Source organism: Niveibacterium sp. 24ML, from assembly GCF_026586805.1.
In the GTDB taxonomy this organism is placed as follows: Bacteria; Pseudomonadota; Gammaproteobacteria; order Burkholderiales; family Rhodocyclaceae; genus Niveibacterium.
Window position 1 is genome coordinate 98,826 of the sequence record NZ_JAPFHA010000015.1, and the last position, 13,366, is coordinate 112,191.

12 protein-coding genes and 1 tRNA gene are annotated in these 13,366 nt (G+C 63.9%); 11 read left to right on the top strand and 2 right to left on the bottom strand.

Translation table 11 applies throughout. The annotated features are described in order from the left end of the window. Positions 1 to 39: 39 nt before the first annotated feature. The 5 genes from OPU71_RS13725 (at position 40) to OPU71_RS13745 (ending at position 5,552) form a co-directional block, all read left to right on the top strand. Positions 40 to 711 (top strand): Crp/Fnr family transcriptional regulator, encoded by a 672-nt coding sequence (locus OPU71_RS13725; protein ID WP_267728575.1) that lies wholly within the window; start codon positions 40 to 42, stop codon positions 709 to 711. A 63-nt stretch (positions 712 to 774) separates the two neighbouring features. After that, complete coding sequence (locus tag OPU71_RS13730) at positions 775 to 3,078, top strand: DNA translocase FtsK (protein ID WP_267728576.1); 2,304 nt, start codon at positions 775 to 777, stop codon at positions 3,076 to 3,078. Positions 3,079 to 3,128: 50 nt separating this feature from the next. After that, positions 3,129 to 3,746 carry an outer membrane lipoprotein chaperone LolA gene (lolA, locus tag OPU71_RS13735; protein WP_267728577.1) on the top strand — a complete coding sequence of 206 codons (618 nt, stop codon included), beginning with the start codon at positions 3,129 to 3,131 and terminating at the stop codon, positions 3,744 to 3,746. Continuing rightward, entirely contained in the window at positions 3,739 to 4,233 is a 495-nt protein-coding gene (locus OPU71_RS13740; RefSeq protein ID WP_267728578.1) for a GNAT family N-acetyltransferase, read from the top strand. The genes lolA and OPU71_RS13740 overlap by 8 nt, the downstream gene beginning before the upstream one ends. Next, positions 4,230 to 5,552: a replication-associated recombination protein A gene (locus tag OPU71_RS13745; protein ID WP_267728579.1), complete on the top strand. Its 1,323-nt coding sequence runs from the start codon at positions 4,230 to 4,232 to the stop codon at positions 5,550 to 5,552. Before OPU71_RS13740 ends, OPU71_RS13745 begins: the two co-directional genes overlap by 4 nt. On the opposite strand, the gene OPU71_RS13750 is transcribed toward OPU71_RS13745, so the two are convergent. After that, on the bottom strand, positions 5,546 to 5,809 hold the full coding sequence (locus OPU71_RS13750; RefSeq protein ID WP_267728580.1) for a hypothetical protein: 264 nt from the start codon (positions 5,807 to 5,809) through the stop codon (positions 5,546 to 5,548). The genes OPU71_RS13745 and OPU71_RS13750 overlap by 7 nt on opposite strands. 264 nt (positions 5,810 to 6,073) lie before the next feature. On the opposite strand from OPU71_RS13750, the gene serS reads away from it, so the two are divergent. The 4 genes from serS (at position 6,074) to OPU71_RS13770 (ending at position 9,709) form a co-directional block, all read left to right on the top strand. After that, complete coding sequence (gene serS, locus OPU71_RS13755) at positions 6,074 to 7,366, top strand: serine--tRNA ligase (protein WP_267728581.1); 1,293 nt, start codon at positions 6,074 to 6,076, stop codon at positions 7,364 to 7,366. A gap of 64 nt (positions 7,367 to 7,430) precedes the next feature. Then, positions 7,431 to 7,520: transfer RNA gene (locus OPU71_RS13760), tRNA-Ser, on the top strand. 127 nt (positions 7,521 to 7,647) lie between these two features. Next, positions 7,648 to 8,970: a site-specific integrase gene (locus OPU71_RS13765; RefSeq protein WP_267728582.1), complete on the top strand. Its 1,323-nt coding sequence runs from the start codon at positions 7,648 to 7,650 to the stop codon at positions 8,968 to 8,970. Further along, complete coding sequence (locus OPU71_RS13770; RefSeq protein ID WP_267728583.1) at positions 8,963 to 9,709, top strand: hypothetical protein; 747 nt, start codon at positions 8,963 to 8,965, stop codon at positions 9,707 to 9,709. Before OPU71_RS13765 ends, OPU71_RS13770 begins: the two co-directional genes overlap by 8 nt. On the opposite strand, the gene OPU71_RS13775 is transcribed toward OPU71_RS13770, so the two are convergent. Beyond that, positions 9,636 to 11,297, bottom strand: coding sequence for a tyrosine-type recombinase/integrase (locus OPU71_RS13775; RefSeq protein ID WP_267728584.1), 1,662 nt, complete (start codon positions 11,295 to 11,297; stop codon positions 9,636 to 9,638). The genes OPU71_RS13770 and OPU71_RS13775 overlap by 74 nt on opposite strands. Positions 11,298 to 11,408: 111 nt before the next feature. Here OPU71_RS13775 and OPU71_RS13780 point away from each other — a divergent pair, with 111 nt between their 5' ends. Both OPU71_RS13780 and OPU71_RS13785 read left to right on the top strand, forming a co-directional pair. Further along, positions 11,409 to 11,630, top strand: coding sequence for a hypothetical protein (locus OPU71_RS13780; RefSeq protein ID WP_267728585.1), 222 nt, complete (start codon positions 11,409 to 11,411; stop codon positions 11,628 to 11,630). Next, on the top strand, positions 11,627 to 13,366 hold a 1,740-nt coding region (locus tag OPU71_RS13785), incomplete at its 3' end, for a recombinase family protein (protein WP_267728586.1). The genes OPU71_RS13780 and OPU71_RS13785, both read left to right, overlap by 4 nt.

Genomic DNA, 13,366 nt, shown 5'->3' on the forward strand with positions numbered 1-13,366 from the left:
GAGGAGCGGCATGCCCAGCGTTGCGATCCGGAGACCGTCATGAGCACTACTCAACCCGTTTCAGTCACCGCCCTGAAGACGTTTCCGATGTTTCAGGGGCTCACCGACGAGAAGCTGCAGCCGATTGCTCGATGCGCGATCATGCGCCGTGCGCCGCGCGGCTCCACCGTAGTGAGCGCGGGCGATCGCACCGATTACATCTACTTTGTACTGACGGGCAGCCTGAAAGTTCTCGTCAGTGACGAAGATGGTCGCGAAGTGATCCTGACCATGATCGGGCAGGGCGAGTTGTTCGGCGAAATGGGCATGGTGGACGAAGAGCCGCGGTCAGCCACCGTGATCGCGGTGACCCCGGCCGATCTGGTGACGATCTCGAAAACGGACTTCCGGCGCATCCTGCAAGAGAACTTCGAAGTGTCGCTGCATCTCATGCGCAACCTGGCGCGCCGTTTGCGCGTGGCGGATCGCAAGATCGAGAGCCTTGCGTTGATGGATGTGTACGGACGCGTTGCACGACTGCTGCTGGACATGGCGGCCGAAGACGGCAGCGATCGCGTGGTCAAGCGAAAGATCTCGAAGCAGGACATCGCCAAGATGATTGGCGCCTCGCGCGAGATGGTCAGTCGGGTGATGAAGGACTTGCAGGTGCAGGGGCTCATCCAGGAAACCGACGACGGCATCGTGCTGTGCGATCGTATTGACGACCTGTGAGGTCTCGCGGCGCGTGACGCAATCGCCGCCGGTTTCACCTTCATTCCAAGTTAGCGGTTTCTGATGCTGTTCTCCGGTTCGATGCGCGCCCCGTCCCAACCCTTGCCTGAACGCATGGCGGGTTTGGTACGTGAGGCGCGTTGGCTTTTCTTTGGCGCGATCGGCCTTTACCTCGCCATGATCCTGTTCGGGTATCAGAAATCTGATCCGGGCTGGTCGCACGCGGTACGTGTCGAGCGCGTGCTCAATCCGGGTGGGCGTTTTGGCGCCTGGAGCTCCGATCTGCTGCTGTCGCTGTTTGGTTCGTCGGCATGGTGGCTGGTGGGGCTGATGGTGTGGGGCATCGTCGCGGGCCTGCGTCGCTGGCGTCAGGAGCTTGCCGGTAGCCGTCGTTCGGCTTTTCTTGTGATTGCCGGCTTCCTCGTGGTTTTGCTGACCAGCGCGGCGCTTGAGGCCGTGCGCTTCTACGGCCATTCGGCCATGCTGCCAGGCGAGCCCGGCGGCGTGATCGGCATCGAGTTGGGGCGGGTGGTCACCAATTATCTGGGCTTCACCGGTGGCACGCTGTTCCTGATTGCGATGTGGGCTACCGGCGCGAGCCTGTTCTTCGGGTTCTCCTGGATGGATGCGCTCGAGCGCCTCGGTTTCTGGGTCGAGAGCCTGGCGGCGACCGCTTCTGCGCGTTTGCAGGCGTGGCAAGACCGCCGTGCGGGTCAGCAGGTTGCGGTGAAGCGGGAAGAGAAGGTCAAGCGCGAACGCAAGAAGCGTGAAGAAGCGCCGCCGGTTCAGATCCGCATCGAACCCGCTGTGGTGGAAGTGGTGCGTTCCGAGCGCGTGGAGAAGGAGCGCCAGCAGGTGCTGTTTGCCGATCCGGCAACCAGCGGTTTGCCGGCCTTGTCGCTGCTGGACCAACCGTCGCACGACGTGGAGCCGCCTTCGGTTGAGGCGCTGGAGTACACCTCGCGCTTGATCGAACGCAAGCTCGCGGACTTCGGTGTCGAGGTCAAGATTATTGCGGCCTATCCGGGGCCGGTGATCACGCGGTATGAGATCGAACCGGCTGTGGGCGTGAAGGGGAGCCAGATTCTGAATCTGGTGAAGGATCTTGCGCGGGCCTTGTCGGTGATGAGCATTCGCGTGGTGGAGACGATTCCGGGCAAGACCTGCATGGGGCTTGAGCTGCCGAATCCGAAGCGGCAAACCGTGCGCTTGTCCGAGATTCTTGGTTCGGCCGCCTATCACAACATGCATTCGTCGCTGACGGTTGGCCTTGGCAAGGATATCGGGGGCAACCCGGTGGTGGCTGACCTCGCGAAGATGCCGCATCTACTGGTGGCGGGCACCACCGGGTCGGGCAAGTCGGTGGGCGTCAATGCGATGATCCTGTCGCTGCTCTACAAGTCTGAGCCCGATAAGGTCCGGCTGATCATGGTCGACCCGAAGATGCTGGAGCTTTCGATCTACGAGGGCATTCCGCATCTGCTCGCTCCGGTGGTGACCGACATGCGGCACGCCGCGCACGCACTCAACTGGTGTGTGGGTGAGATGGAGCGGCGCTACAAGCTGATGTCGGCGCTTGGCGTGCGCAACCTCGCGGGCTTTAACAAGCAGGTGGCCGATGCGCAAAAGGCCGGCACGCCACTGACCAATCCCTTCTCGATTACGCCGGAGAGTCCGGAGCCGCTTGCGACGATGCCCGCCATCGTGGTCGTCATCGACGAACTGGCAGACCTGATGATGGTCGTCGGCAAGAAGATCGAGGAACTGATTGCCCGGCTGGCGCAGAAGGCGCGTGCGGCGGGGATTCACTTGATTCTGGCGACACAGCGCCCGTCGGTCGATGTGATTACCGGCCTGATCAAGGCCAACATCCCGACCCGGATCGCCTTCCAGGTTTCCAGCAAGATCGATTCGCGGACCATTCTCGATCAGATGGGGGCCGAGGCGCTGCTGGGCATGGGTGACATGCTCTACCTCGCGCCGGGTACCGGCTTCCCGACGCGGGTGCACGGCGCCTATGTGGCTGACGAAGAAGTGCACAAGGTGGTTGAATACCTCAAGCAGACCGGCGCGCCGGATTACATCGAGGGCATTCTCACTGGTGCGGACGAGAGTGGTGGCGATCTTGTGGGCGATGCCAGTGGCGGTGAGGGCGATGCCGAAGCGGATCCGATGTACGACCAGGCGGTTGACGTGGTGCTCAAGACGCGGCGGCCGTCGATCTCGCTGGTTCAGCGTCATCTTCGCATTGGCTACAACCGCGCGGCCCGCTTGATCGAGCAGATGGAAAAGGCGGGGCTCGTCTCGGCCATGGGGCCTTCGGGTGGTCGCGAAGTCATTGCACCGAACCAGCAGCGCGAAGAATGATCTGACCGGGGCCATGTACGGCATGGCCCGGATTTGCCAAAGGACGATTGATGCGTTTCTCCAGAGTCGCCGCGCTTGTCGCGGCGTTTGCCTTTTCCGGGCCGCTTGCCGCGGCGGGTATGGACGATCTGAGGCACTTTCTTGCTCAGACCAAGTCGGCAAAATCGAAGTTCACCCAGATGGTGCTTGGGCGCAACGGCAAGCTCACGCAGAAAGCGGGCGGAACCTTTGCGTTCCAGCGGCCGGGCAAGTTCCGGTTTGTGTACGAGCAACCCTACGCGCAGGTCATTGTCGGAGACGGCCAGAAGCTCTGGACCTGGGATAAGGATCTCAACCAGGTCACCGTCAAGCCGATGACCCAGGCACTGGGTGCCACGCCGGCCGCTTTGCTGACCGGCGACGGCCAGCTTGAACGCAACTTCGATCTGAAGGACGCGGGCGAATCCGATGGGCTTGCATGGGTCGAGGCGAGCCCCAAGCAGCAAGAAAGTGGGTTCGATCGTGTGCGGATTGGCTTTGGCGCGGGCCAATTGCGCGCCATGGAGGTGCGCGACAACTTTGGCCAGACTACGCTGATTCAGTTCTCCGCCTTCGAAGCGAATCCTCGGCTTGATCCGGCAGAGTTCCGTTTCACGCCGCCCAAGGGCGCGGATGTTGTCGGTGACTGAGTCGCTTGGCCGTCTGTGCGCAGCGGTGCCGTCGGACACGCCGGCGCTCGCCGAGGTCTACCGCGCTGCCGTGCAGGCCGCGGGTCGTGCGGCGTACAGTGCGCCGCATGTGGCCGCTTGGGCCGCCTATGCAGACGCACCGGCCTTCGCGGCTGAAGTGCTGGCCGGTGAGTGCGTGTTGATCGAGGTGCAAGGGCGCATCGCGGCGTTCGCCCAGTTATCGCCGAACGACCATGTTCGCCTGCTTTACACGCATCCAGACTTCATGCGCCGAGGCTTCGCGGCGCGTTTGCTTGCACACCTTGAACAGACTGCATCGGAGGCCGGGCAGACGCGCCTGGACACCGACGCGAGCCCGGTTTCGCGGCCGCTTTTCGAGCGGGCAGGGTGGTCGCTGCTGGCGGTGCAGACCTCCTTGCACCAAGGCTTGAGTTTTGAGCGCTTCCGCATGGTCAAGGACTTGATCGACCCCGGAGTCACCCGATGAGCGCCGACCTCTTTTCAAGCCCGGTGCCTGAAAGCGTGCCGCTGGCCGAGCGTTTGCGTCCCAAGACGCTGGATGAGGTGGTGGGGCAACGGCACCTGCTTGGCGCCGGCAAGCCGTTGCGGCTCGCGATTGAATCGCGCCGCCCGCACTCGATGATTCTGTGGGGGCCGCCCGGTGTTGGAAAGACAACCCTGGCGCGACTGATGGCGACGCACTTCGATGCCGAGTTCATTGCCCTCTCCGCCGTGTTCTCGGGCGTGAAGGAGATCCGTGAGGCGGTGCAGCGGGCCGAGATGCATCGCGCGCAAGGGCGGCGCACCATCCTCTTCGTGGATGAAGTGCATCGCTTCAACAAGTCACAACAGGATGCGTTCCTGCCCTTCGTGGAATCCGGGCTGTTTACCTTCATCGGCGCCACCACCGAAAATCCCTCGTTCGAGGTCAACTCTGCGTTGCTCTCCCGCGCGGCGGTGTATGTGCTCCAGAGCCTGACGGCCGAAGACCTGCAGTCGCTCTTCGTACGTGCCCAGCGGCTTGCGTTTGCCGAGCTGGTGGTTGATGCCGACGCGCTCGAGCGCCTGGTTGCGTGGGCTGATGGGGACGCCCGGCGCTTTCTCAACGTGCTCGAAACGCTGCGTACCGCGGCCGATGCGGCTGGCGTGGATCGGCTCGATGCGGCATTCGTTCAGGACACGCTTGCGCAGAACCTGCGCCGCTTCGACAAGGGCGGGGATGCGTTCTACGATCAGATATCCGCGCTGCACAAGTCGGTGCGGGGCTCCAATCCCGACGCGGCCTTGTACTGGCTGGTGCGCATGCTCGATGGTGGCGCGGATGCGCTCTATCTCGGCCGCCGCCTGGTACGTATGGCGGCCGAAGATATTGGCCTGGCCGATCCGCGGGCGCTGACCCTCTGCCTTGAGGCATGCCAGACGTATGAGCGGCTGGGGTCGCCGGAAGGCGAGCTGGCGCTCGCTCAGGCCACGATCTATCTCGCCTGCGCAGCCAAGTCCAACGCGGTCTACATGGCCTACAACGCGGCACGTAGATTCGTGCAGGAGGATGTCAGCCGGCCGGTGCCGGTGCATTTGCGCAATGCGCCGACCAAGCTCATGAAGGAACTGGGCCACGGCAAGGCGTATCGCTACGCCCATGACGAGCCCGGAGCCTACGCGGCGGGTGAGGACTACCTGCCGGACGGGATGCCCGCGATCAGTTGGTATCAGCCGACTGATCGCGGGTTGGAGGCGAAGATCGCCCAGAAACTCGCTTACCTGAAGGGGCTAGACCGCAATGCACGAGAGGCAGAGGATCAATGAGCGAGTGGGTGCGCGGCGCGAAACCGCGCGTACACGTTTGAAACGTGTTCTGCCTTGTCGTGCTGGCCGCAACTGCGCGCCCGCTCGATCGTGTCTTCCATCAGATGATCGATCATCAGCACGCCCGCCGGGGTCTGAACCAGCCCGCACGCGATGTGCGCTGCCACGTCGCGCGGCAGATGTTCGTGTTCGGCAAGCAGATCGATGTCGTCCTGCGTCAGATCGCAGTAGTCCAGGCAGTCGCGCAATGAAAGCATGTCTGCTCCTCTGTGGGTGAGTTAGGCCGTCTTGGCGCGGCCTGAACCATGATTAAGGCTAGGTGGCCTGTGCGCCAAAGCAATTCATCTTTCGCTATCAAGTGCGTGTAAGTCATTGAAAGCAAAAATGAAATAGTGCGTTGCATCAAACTTTGCCGTTTTCCCGATAACCCATAGCGATCATGCGTTTGGGCGCGGAAGCTGCGGGCCAACGCCAGCTTCGAGGCATAATTCGCTGATACGAAAAGAAATCCAGGATCAAACATGCTCGATATTCAACTCCTGCGCACGCAGCTTGATACCGTCACCCAGCGCCTCGCCGCCCGTGGTGTTGTCTTCGATAGCGCCACGTTTCAGGCGATGGAAGATGAGCGCAAGCAACTGCAGACCCGGACTCAAGAGCTGCAGGCAAAGCGCAACAGCCTCTCCAAGCAGATCGGAATCCTCAAAGGCAAAGGGGAAGACGCCGCGCCGGTGATGGCGGAAGTTGCGGGTCTGGGCGATGAGCTCAAGGCGAACGAGGCTTCGCTTGCTGCGCTGCAGGAGCGATTGAACGACTTCCTGATGCGGATTCCGAATCTGCCGCACGAGTCCGTCCCCGCAGGCAAGGACGAGTCGGATAACGTCGAAGTGCGCCGTTGGGGCGCGCCCGCCACTTACGATTTTGAAGTGCGCGACCATGTGGACCTGGGTGCTCCGCTCGGGCTTGATTTCGAAACCGGCGCCAAGCTGTCCGGCGCCCGCTTCACCTTGCTCAAGGGGCAAATCGCCCGCCTGCACCGCGCGCTCGCTCAGTTCATGATCGATACGCACACAACCGAGCACGGCTACACCGAGTGCTACACGCCGTACATCGTCAATCCCAATGTGCTTTACGGCACCGGCCAGCTTCCCAAATTCGCCGAAGACATGTTCCGGGTCGAGAAGGGCGGCGCTGACAACGTGGTGACGCAGTATCTGATCTCGACCTCAGAGATTTCTCTGACCAACACCGTGCGCGAATCCGTGCTCAAAACTGAAGAGCTGCCGATCAAGCTCACCGCGCATTCGCCGTGCTTTCGCTCCGAGGCGGGCTCGGGTGGCCGTGATGTGCGCGGCATGATCCGTCAGCATCAGTTCGACAAGGTTGAAATGGTGCAGATCGCGCATCCCGACCAGTCCTATGCTGCGCTGGAAGAAATGGTTGGCCATGCCGAGAAGATCCTTCAGCGCCTTGAACTGCCGTACCGTGTCGTCGCGCTTTGCTCGGGAGATATGGGTTTCTCGGCTGCCAAGACCTACGATCTGGAAGTCTGGCTGCCAGCGCAGAACACCTATCGGGAAATATCCAGCTGCTCGAACTGTGAAGCCTTCCAGGCCCGCCGCATGCAGGCGCGCTTCAAGAACGAGCAGGGCAAGAACGAACTCGTCCACACCCTCAACGGGTCCGGCCTGGCGGTCGGCCGCACGCTCGTGGCCGTTCTCGAAAACAACCAGCAAGCCGACGGCTCCATCAGGATACCCAAAGCACTGCAGCCCTACATGGGCGGTGTCGAGAGACTTGTGCCGGCAAACTGATTTGCGCCAAGACTAGCCAAAACAAAAAACGGCTGTATAATAGCGGGCTAGATTTCGAGACCGCGGAGAGGTGGCAGAGTGGTCGATTGTACCTGACTCGAAATCAGGCGTACGTGCAAGCGTACCGTGGGTTCGAATCCCACCCTCTCCGCCATATACCTGTCAATCCCTCGTCGGGCTTGGCAAACAAGGGAGCCGCTTAGCGGCTCTTTTGCTTTGGTGTTACAAAGTGGTGTTACACGGCACCGGAAGCGTTCCTTCGACACATCAGGAGACGCTTCATGGCATACCTTGTTCAGCACCACGGCACGTTCTGGTTTTCGATCCGCGTGCCGGTCTCACTTCAGGGGCGCTTTGGCCCCGTTGTCCGCGTCAATCTCCAAACGACCGACCACGCCTTTGCCAAGCCGATGGCTCTGCGGCTGGCGTCGGAGTGGCTCTCCCGCTTTGATGCTGCACGCGCGGAAGCGCTGAGCGGCGTGCCTGCGCCGGCTCTCGCGGCACCCGCACTCACCCCGCCGCATCAGTCTGTGATGCATCCGCCCCCTGTCACGACGGGGGAACTCGCCAGCGCCACGTTGGACGTACCAGCCACCGTTGCTGGCGGCAAGCGTGCGAAACCCAGCGCGTGGGGCGACGCTGAACTCCTCCGCGCCTGGCGCCAGCTCGATCCGGATCGGGCGAGCACCACCGTGCGGGACATGGAGTCCGTTGTGCGCGAATTTCGCCGCACCTGTCGAACGCCGTTTGAGCAACTCACTCGCGTCGAGATCTCGGCGTACCGGAATCATCTCCTCAAGCGCGGCGCTGCCCGTGGCACGGTCGCCAAGCGCGTTGGCATGTTGCCCACCTTGCTTCAGGTCGGGGTCGACGCGGGGATGCTCGCCGCTAACGTCGCGCGCGGTCTGCGGATTCCGAAAGCCGAAGTGCCGACCCTGATGCGTCGGGGCTTCACCAGCGCTGAACTCACGCGCGTTTTCTCGATGCCGGTGTTCCGCGGCGCGCGGCGCCCCGCAGCCGGCGGCGGCGAAGCCTGCATCTGGATTCCGATGCTGGCGCTCGCCACCGGCGCCCGGCTCGAAGAACTTGCGCAGCTTCGCGTCGAAGACATCGAAATCGATCCTACGTTCGGACCGATTCTCCATATCCGGGATACCCACGGCGAGCAGCGCCTGAAGACGGAAGGCTCGCGCCGCCGGATCCCGCTACATGGGGATCTGGTGGCGGCAGGGCTGCTCGAGTATTGGGACGCGGTCCGCGAGGCCGGCCACGAGTGGCTGTTTCCGGCGCTCGAACCCGATCACGACGGGCGACGGGGCGCGAACTTCGGCAAGTGGTTCATGCGCGCGATCCGCTCGAAGTCCGGCGCCCAGATCGAGGAACCCAAGGTCGTGTTCCATTCGTTCCGTCATGGCTTCAAGACGCTCTGCCGCGCGGCCGAGCTGAAAGAAGAGATCCACGACGCGCTCACTGGGCATGTGTCCGGCACCGTGGGTCGCACCTACGGCGAGATGCCCCTCGGGCCGCTCGTCGATGCCATTGCCCGCATCGAGCTGCCGGTCGCGCTGCCGCGCATCGGACAGGAAGAGGTGCGTCATGGATGAGCTCTACGACGCGGTCTTCTCAGGTGCGGACCGCCGGCTGCTGGCGGCGATGGACCAGATCGAACTCGTCCAGATCGCAAGCTTCACCGAGATGGCGACACGGCATCCGGTGCTCTGGAAATCGCTGGCCACCCGGCCGCGCCTGCGTGCGCAAGTCTGCGCAGCGCTGGGGTGGCACGCCGAACTCGCGGGCTCCGTGTTTCAGCGCGGCGGCGAGGCGGCCGCCGTCGAAGCCCTGCTGCGCCTCGGGTGCGACCGCGCGCCATCGCTCTGGCGACTCGTACCGCAACTGTGTGCGGAACTGCGCCGAGCGGATGTGCTGACGCGCGTGTTTGCGAGTGTCGGGGTGCAGGAGCTGAGGCCGGACGGCCTGCTGCTCGCACTCGAACTGCAGCGCCGGGGCCACTTGCCTCCGACGGCTGCGCTCGATGATCCGCGGAGGGTTGCTGCCGCGCTACTGGCTGTCGAGGCGGAGCAGGGCGGTGTGCCGTTGGTGTTGAGCTACGAGTCGGACGGCTCTGCGCTGCTCACGATCCCGCGCATCCGCTGGCGGCTCATGCTGGTTCGTGATGCACCGGATGACGCGTGCCCTGGGGTGGATCTCGCGACACGCACCCTGCACCTCGACGCCGGCTTGCTGGACTGCCCCGGTGGCGTGGTCCCGTTCAACCGGGCCCTGCACACGGCGCTGGACTGGTTGCAGGGGCATCTCGTGCAGCGTCAGGAGGAGGCGCCGTGAGCACCGCGGGGTTTGCGCTTTCGTGTCTCGATTCGCACGCCGCCCGTAGCGCGGCATTGAGCACCGGTGCGGCACTGGCGAGGTCCTCGTCGTCGAGTCGAGCCGCGGGGTCGTAATGCTGTTCGTGGACGTCAACGTCCCGATGTCCCAAGGCGCGGCGGCGGACCCTCGGGTCGACGCCGCCGCGCCGCAGCGTGCGGGCGGCCGCGTTGCGCGTGCTCTCGAGCACGATGTGCCGGTCGGGACACAGTGCGCGCAGCGCGCGGTTGATGCGCTTGCTCTCCGCATTTCCGAGTCGCCCGCGCGCGTCGGGCCGTGCAGCGGGGAAGAGCGCGCCGCCTTGTGCAAGCCGCTCAGCAAGCCATGCCTGCAACGCGGGCAGACCTTCCAGCAGCACAGGGATCTGCCGGCGAGACGCCGACGTCTTCATCCGGGGACCATCGAAGACCACGACCGCTTGCACACCGTTGAGCACCACCTGGTGCGCCTGCAACTGCAGGATTTCACCCAGACGTGCGCCGGTGAGCGACATCAGGTCCACCAGCGCCACGTCATCCGAGTAGCCGCCATGCGCAATGAGCCGGTTGCGCAATGCCCTGAGGGTGGAGCGCGGCATCGGGTCGCGCGGGGTGCTTGCCGCCGCGGTCTGGGGGCGCGCCGCGCGCACGACGGCCGCGGCCCTTTCGCTGACCAGCGACACCAGCATCGCCAGGGCGCCCATCTTGTCGAGAATCGTCTTGGTGCCGTTGCCGCACTCGCGCCAGTGCGCGAGCAGCGCACTCACATGGCGCTTCGCGAGATGTTCGACCGGCCGCTCGCCGAGGATTGTCCCGAGCGCAGTCGTGAGCGCGACGTACTTCTGCCGGGTGTCACGCAAGAGACTCTTGCCGACGGCAGCCAGCCGCGCCTCATGCAGATCCAGCAGTGCGCTGGCGCGTGTACCGGCGATGCGCGTCAGCGCGAGCATCTCTTGCGGATGTACCGCGAGCGTCGCGAGCGCACGCCGACCCTGCAGCACGTCGAACCAGGCTTCGGCCAGAAGGACGGCATCGGCATTCACGGCATCGATGAGTGCCGGCAACTCACGCGTCTGTGCATCGATGATGACCGAGTAGCGCGCCTCGATTTCGTCGAGCAGCGGCATCGCTGCCACGCGACTGCCGCTGCGTGCAGCCTTGCGGCAGTCGGCGAGCGCAGATTGCGCCAGTTCTTCTTCCTGCGTCCAGTTCGTATCAGGGGAGGCGCGCAGCGCGGCCAGGTGCACATGCAGGACCTCCACTTTGAGCGCGCGACAGGTTGCGACAAGGCGTGCACGCTCAGGGGCGTCCGAGAGCTCAAGTACGACGCGCGGCCCGCTCGCGACCAGGGGAGCGATGCGTGCCTTGAGCTTTGCAAATCGTGCGCGCCATTCCGTCGCCAGGGCGGCACCGCGCTCGCGGGCTTCACTCGCGGAAATGCGGCCAAGCACCTTGCGCACGCTCGCGCGCCCGCTGAAGTGTGTGCGCAGCGACGAAGGGATGCGCATCTGGAAAACGTAACGGCCCCGCGTTTTGCTGTCCATCGTGACGTTCTGAATCGTCTCTGTCACACCAACTGCCTGTCCTGCCGCACTGACACCGGCGCCACCAAGGCGCGCGGCAAAGGGATGGTGTCAGCGAAGAAGTACAGGTACTGAGATTTATATCCGCGGGGAGAGCGCATGCGAACGCTGAAAACACGGGGTTCTCGGGGCGGTCAGGGCGAAAGGGAGCCGGTTGCTATACGTTCCGAGTCGGCCGGGAATCCCCCCGGGCAAACCCCGAGCCATCGTGTCGAGATCGACCGTTTCATCGAACTCTGCGTCGATGGCCTGCTGGCAGAGTTGCGGGCGGGCGTTGGGGGGCGACCGCAAACCAAGACAGAAAAAGAAGAAGAAAAATGAAGACGAATGCATCTCTCGCGCTGCTGTTCTACGGTCGCTATTCCGATGACGGCCAGTCGCCCACTTCGATTGAAGACCAGTTGCGCCGATGCGCAGCCATTGCCGCGCAGCACGGATTCGACCCCGAGTCCGCCGTGCACTTCACCGACGAAGAAATGTCCGGATTCAAGGCCGCGGAGGCATCAAAGCGCCCGGGTTTTGCCGCACTCCTTGCACGCCTGCGCACACTCGGGCGTTGCGTGCTCATCGTTGATGAGTTCAGCCGACTCGCCCGAAATCGGCGACAGCAGCTTGAAGTGCTCGAGCTCATGGAAGGTGGCGTGCGCGTGATCACCGGAAACGGTCTCGACAGTACTGGGCCAAATGGCGCGTTCTTGTTTGGGCTTTATGGACTGCTGGCGCAGGAAGAGAGCAAGCTCACGGCCTTTCGGGTGAAGCGCGGCCTGCGGGGCCAACTCGAGCGCGGCTATATGATTGCGCCACCGGCGTGGGGCTACACGGCGCGAGAAGTCGTAGAGCCTGGCGCCCGCACGGGCGGAACGGTCTGGGACATTGAGGAGTCCGAGGCGGTTTTGGTGTGCGACGTCTTCGAACGGCGCTGTCGAGGCCAGTCGTACGCGCAAATCGCCGCCTGGCTCAACGAAACCGGAACCCCATCCCGACGGCGCGGGACGCACTGGCGCAGCGCCGCCGTGAGGCAGGTCGTAGCCAATACGATTTACCGAGGCGTCTTCACGCTCCACTGCAGCGCGCACGTGCTCGCCGAGGCCCGTCGCCGCGGGGAGGGGGATCCGCGCGTGGAATTTCCGCGACCGGACGCGCGCATCGTGAGTGACGACGTGTGGTTCGAAGCTCAGGGCAAGCGCAGCGAACGTGAACGTGCTGCCTACGGCGGCGGGCGCTCGATGCTGTCCGGTTGTATACGCTGCGGCACCTGTGGCAATCACCTGTGCAGCCAGAACGGCGGCAGTCGGATGGAGTGTGGCGCATGCCGTCAGGCGCACGCAGTGGCCGCGGCCGACGCGTTGGCTCAGGTGCCGTCGGTGGCGACCGAGGGTCTGCTTCGCGTCATCAAGGCTTGCCTGCTGCATGCCTTGGGGGATGCGGTGCTCTCCGAAATTCGAGCTCGCCTTCAGGCGCGGCTGGCTGCCGGGCCGGGGCAGGAGCTGACGCGGCTGCGAGAAACGGTCGAACGCAAAGAGCGCGAGGCGAAGCGCCTGCTACGTCTCGTTCAGAGTGACGAGTCGGACGACCTCGCCGCGGACGCATATCGCGCCTCGCGTGCACAACTCGACCAGGCGCGCCAAGCCCTGAGCGTTGCCGAACGCACCGAGGCGCCGGTGCGCACCGCCGACATCCAGCGGCAGCTGACCGTGGACATGGCCGGCGTCATCGACCGGCTGCTGGATGGCACGCTGCCGTGCGAGCAGGTTCGCAAGGTTCTGAGCGCTCTGTTCCGGCGGCTGACGTTCCTTGGCAAGCCGGCGCGCTATACGTCCTTGTTCGAGGTTGAGCTTGCGCCCGGTGCTGCGCTTGCGTGGCAGACCGGGACCGAGAACTTGGTGGAGACGACTTTGCAGATGCGTGTGCGCCTGGAGTCCGGCGCGCAGCGGCCGACCGTATGGCGCGTCACGATTGAGTCAGCGGAACTCAAGGAGGGATCGCGTCCCGCCGCGTGGTGTAAGAGTCAATCAGAAGGTCATCGACTTCGGTATGGTGAATTGCATGGTCAGTCA

Coding starts and splice junctions, on each gene's coding strand:
- OPU71_RS13765 (WP_267728582.1), top strand. CDS start 7,648: ATGGCATACCTTGTTCAGCACCACGGCACGTTCTGGTTTTCGATCCGC.
- OPU71_RS13730 (WP_267728576.1), top strand. CDS start 775: ATGCTGTTCTCCGGTTCGATGCGCGCCCCGTCCCAACCCTTGCCTGAA.
- OPU71_RS13725 (WP_267728575.1), top strand. CDS start 40: ATGAGCACTACTCAACCCGTTTCAGTCACCGCCCTGAAGACGTTTCCG.
- OPU71_RS13770 (WP_267728583.1), top strand. CDS start 8,963: ATGGATGAGCTCTACGACGCGGTCTTCTCAGGTGCGGACCGCCGGCTG.
- serS (WP_267728581.1), top strand. CDS start 6,074: ATGCTCGATATTCAACTCCTGCGCACGCAGCTTGATACCGTCACCCAG.
- lolA (WP_267728577.1), top strand. CDS start 3,129: ATGCGTTTCTCCAGAGTCGCCGCGCTTGTCGCGGCGTTTGCCTTTTCC.
- OPU71_RS13750 (WP_267728580.1), bottom strand. CDS start 5,809: ATGCTTTCATTGCGCGACTGCCTGGACTACTGCGATCTGACGCAGGAC.
- OPU71_RS13745 (WP_267728579.1), top strand. CDS start 4,230: ATGAGCGCCGACCTCTTTTCAAGCCCGGTGCCTGAAAGCGTGCCGCTG.
- OPU71_RS13780 (WP_267728585.1), top strand. CDS start 11,409: ATGCGAACGCTGAAAACACGGGGTTCTCGGGGCGGTCAGGGCGAAAGG.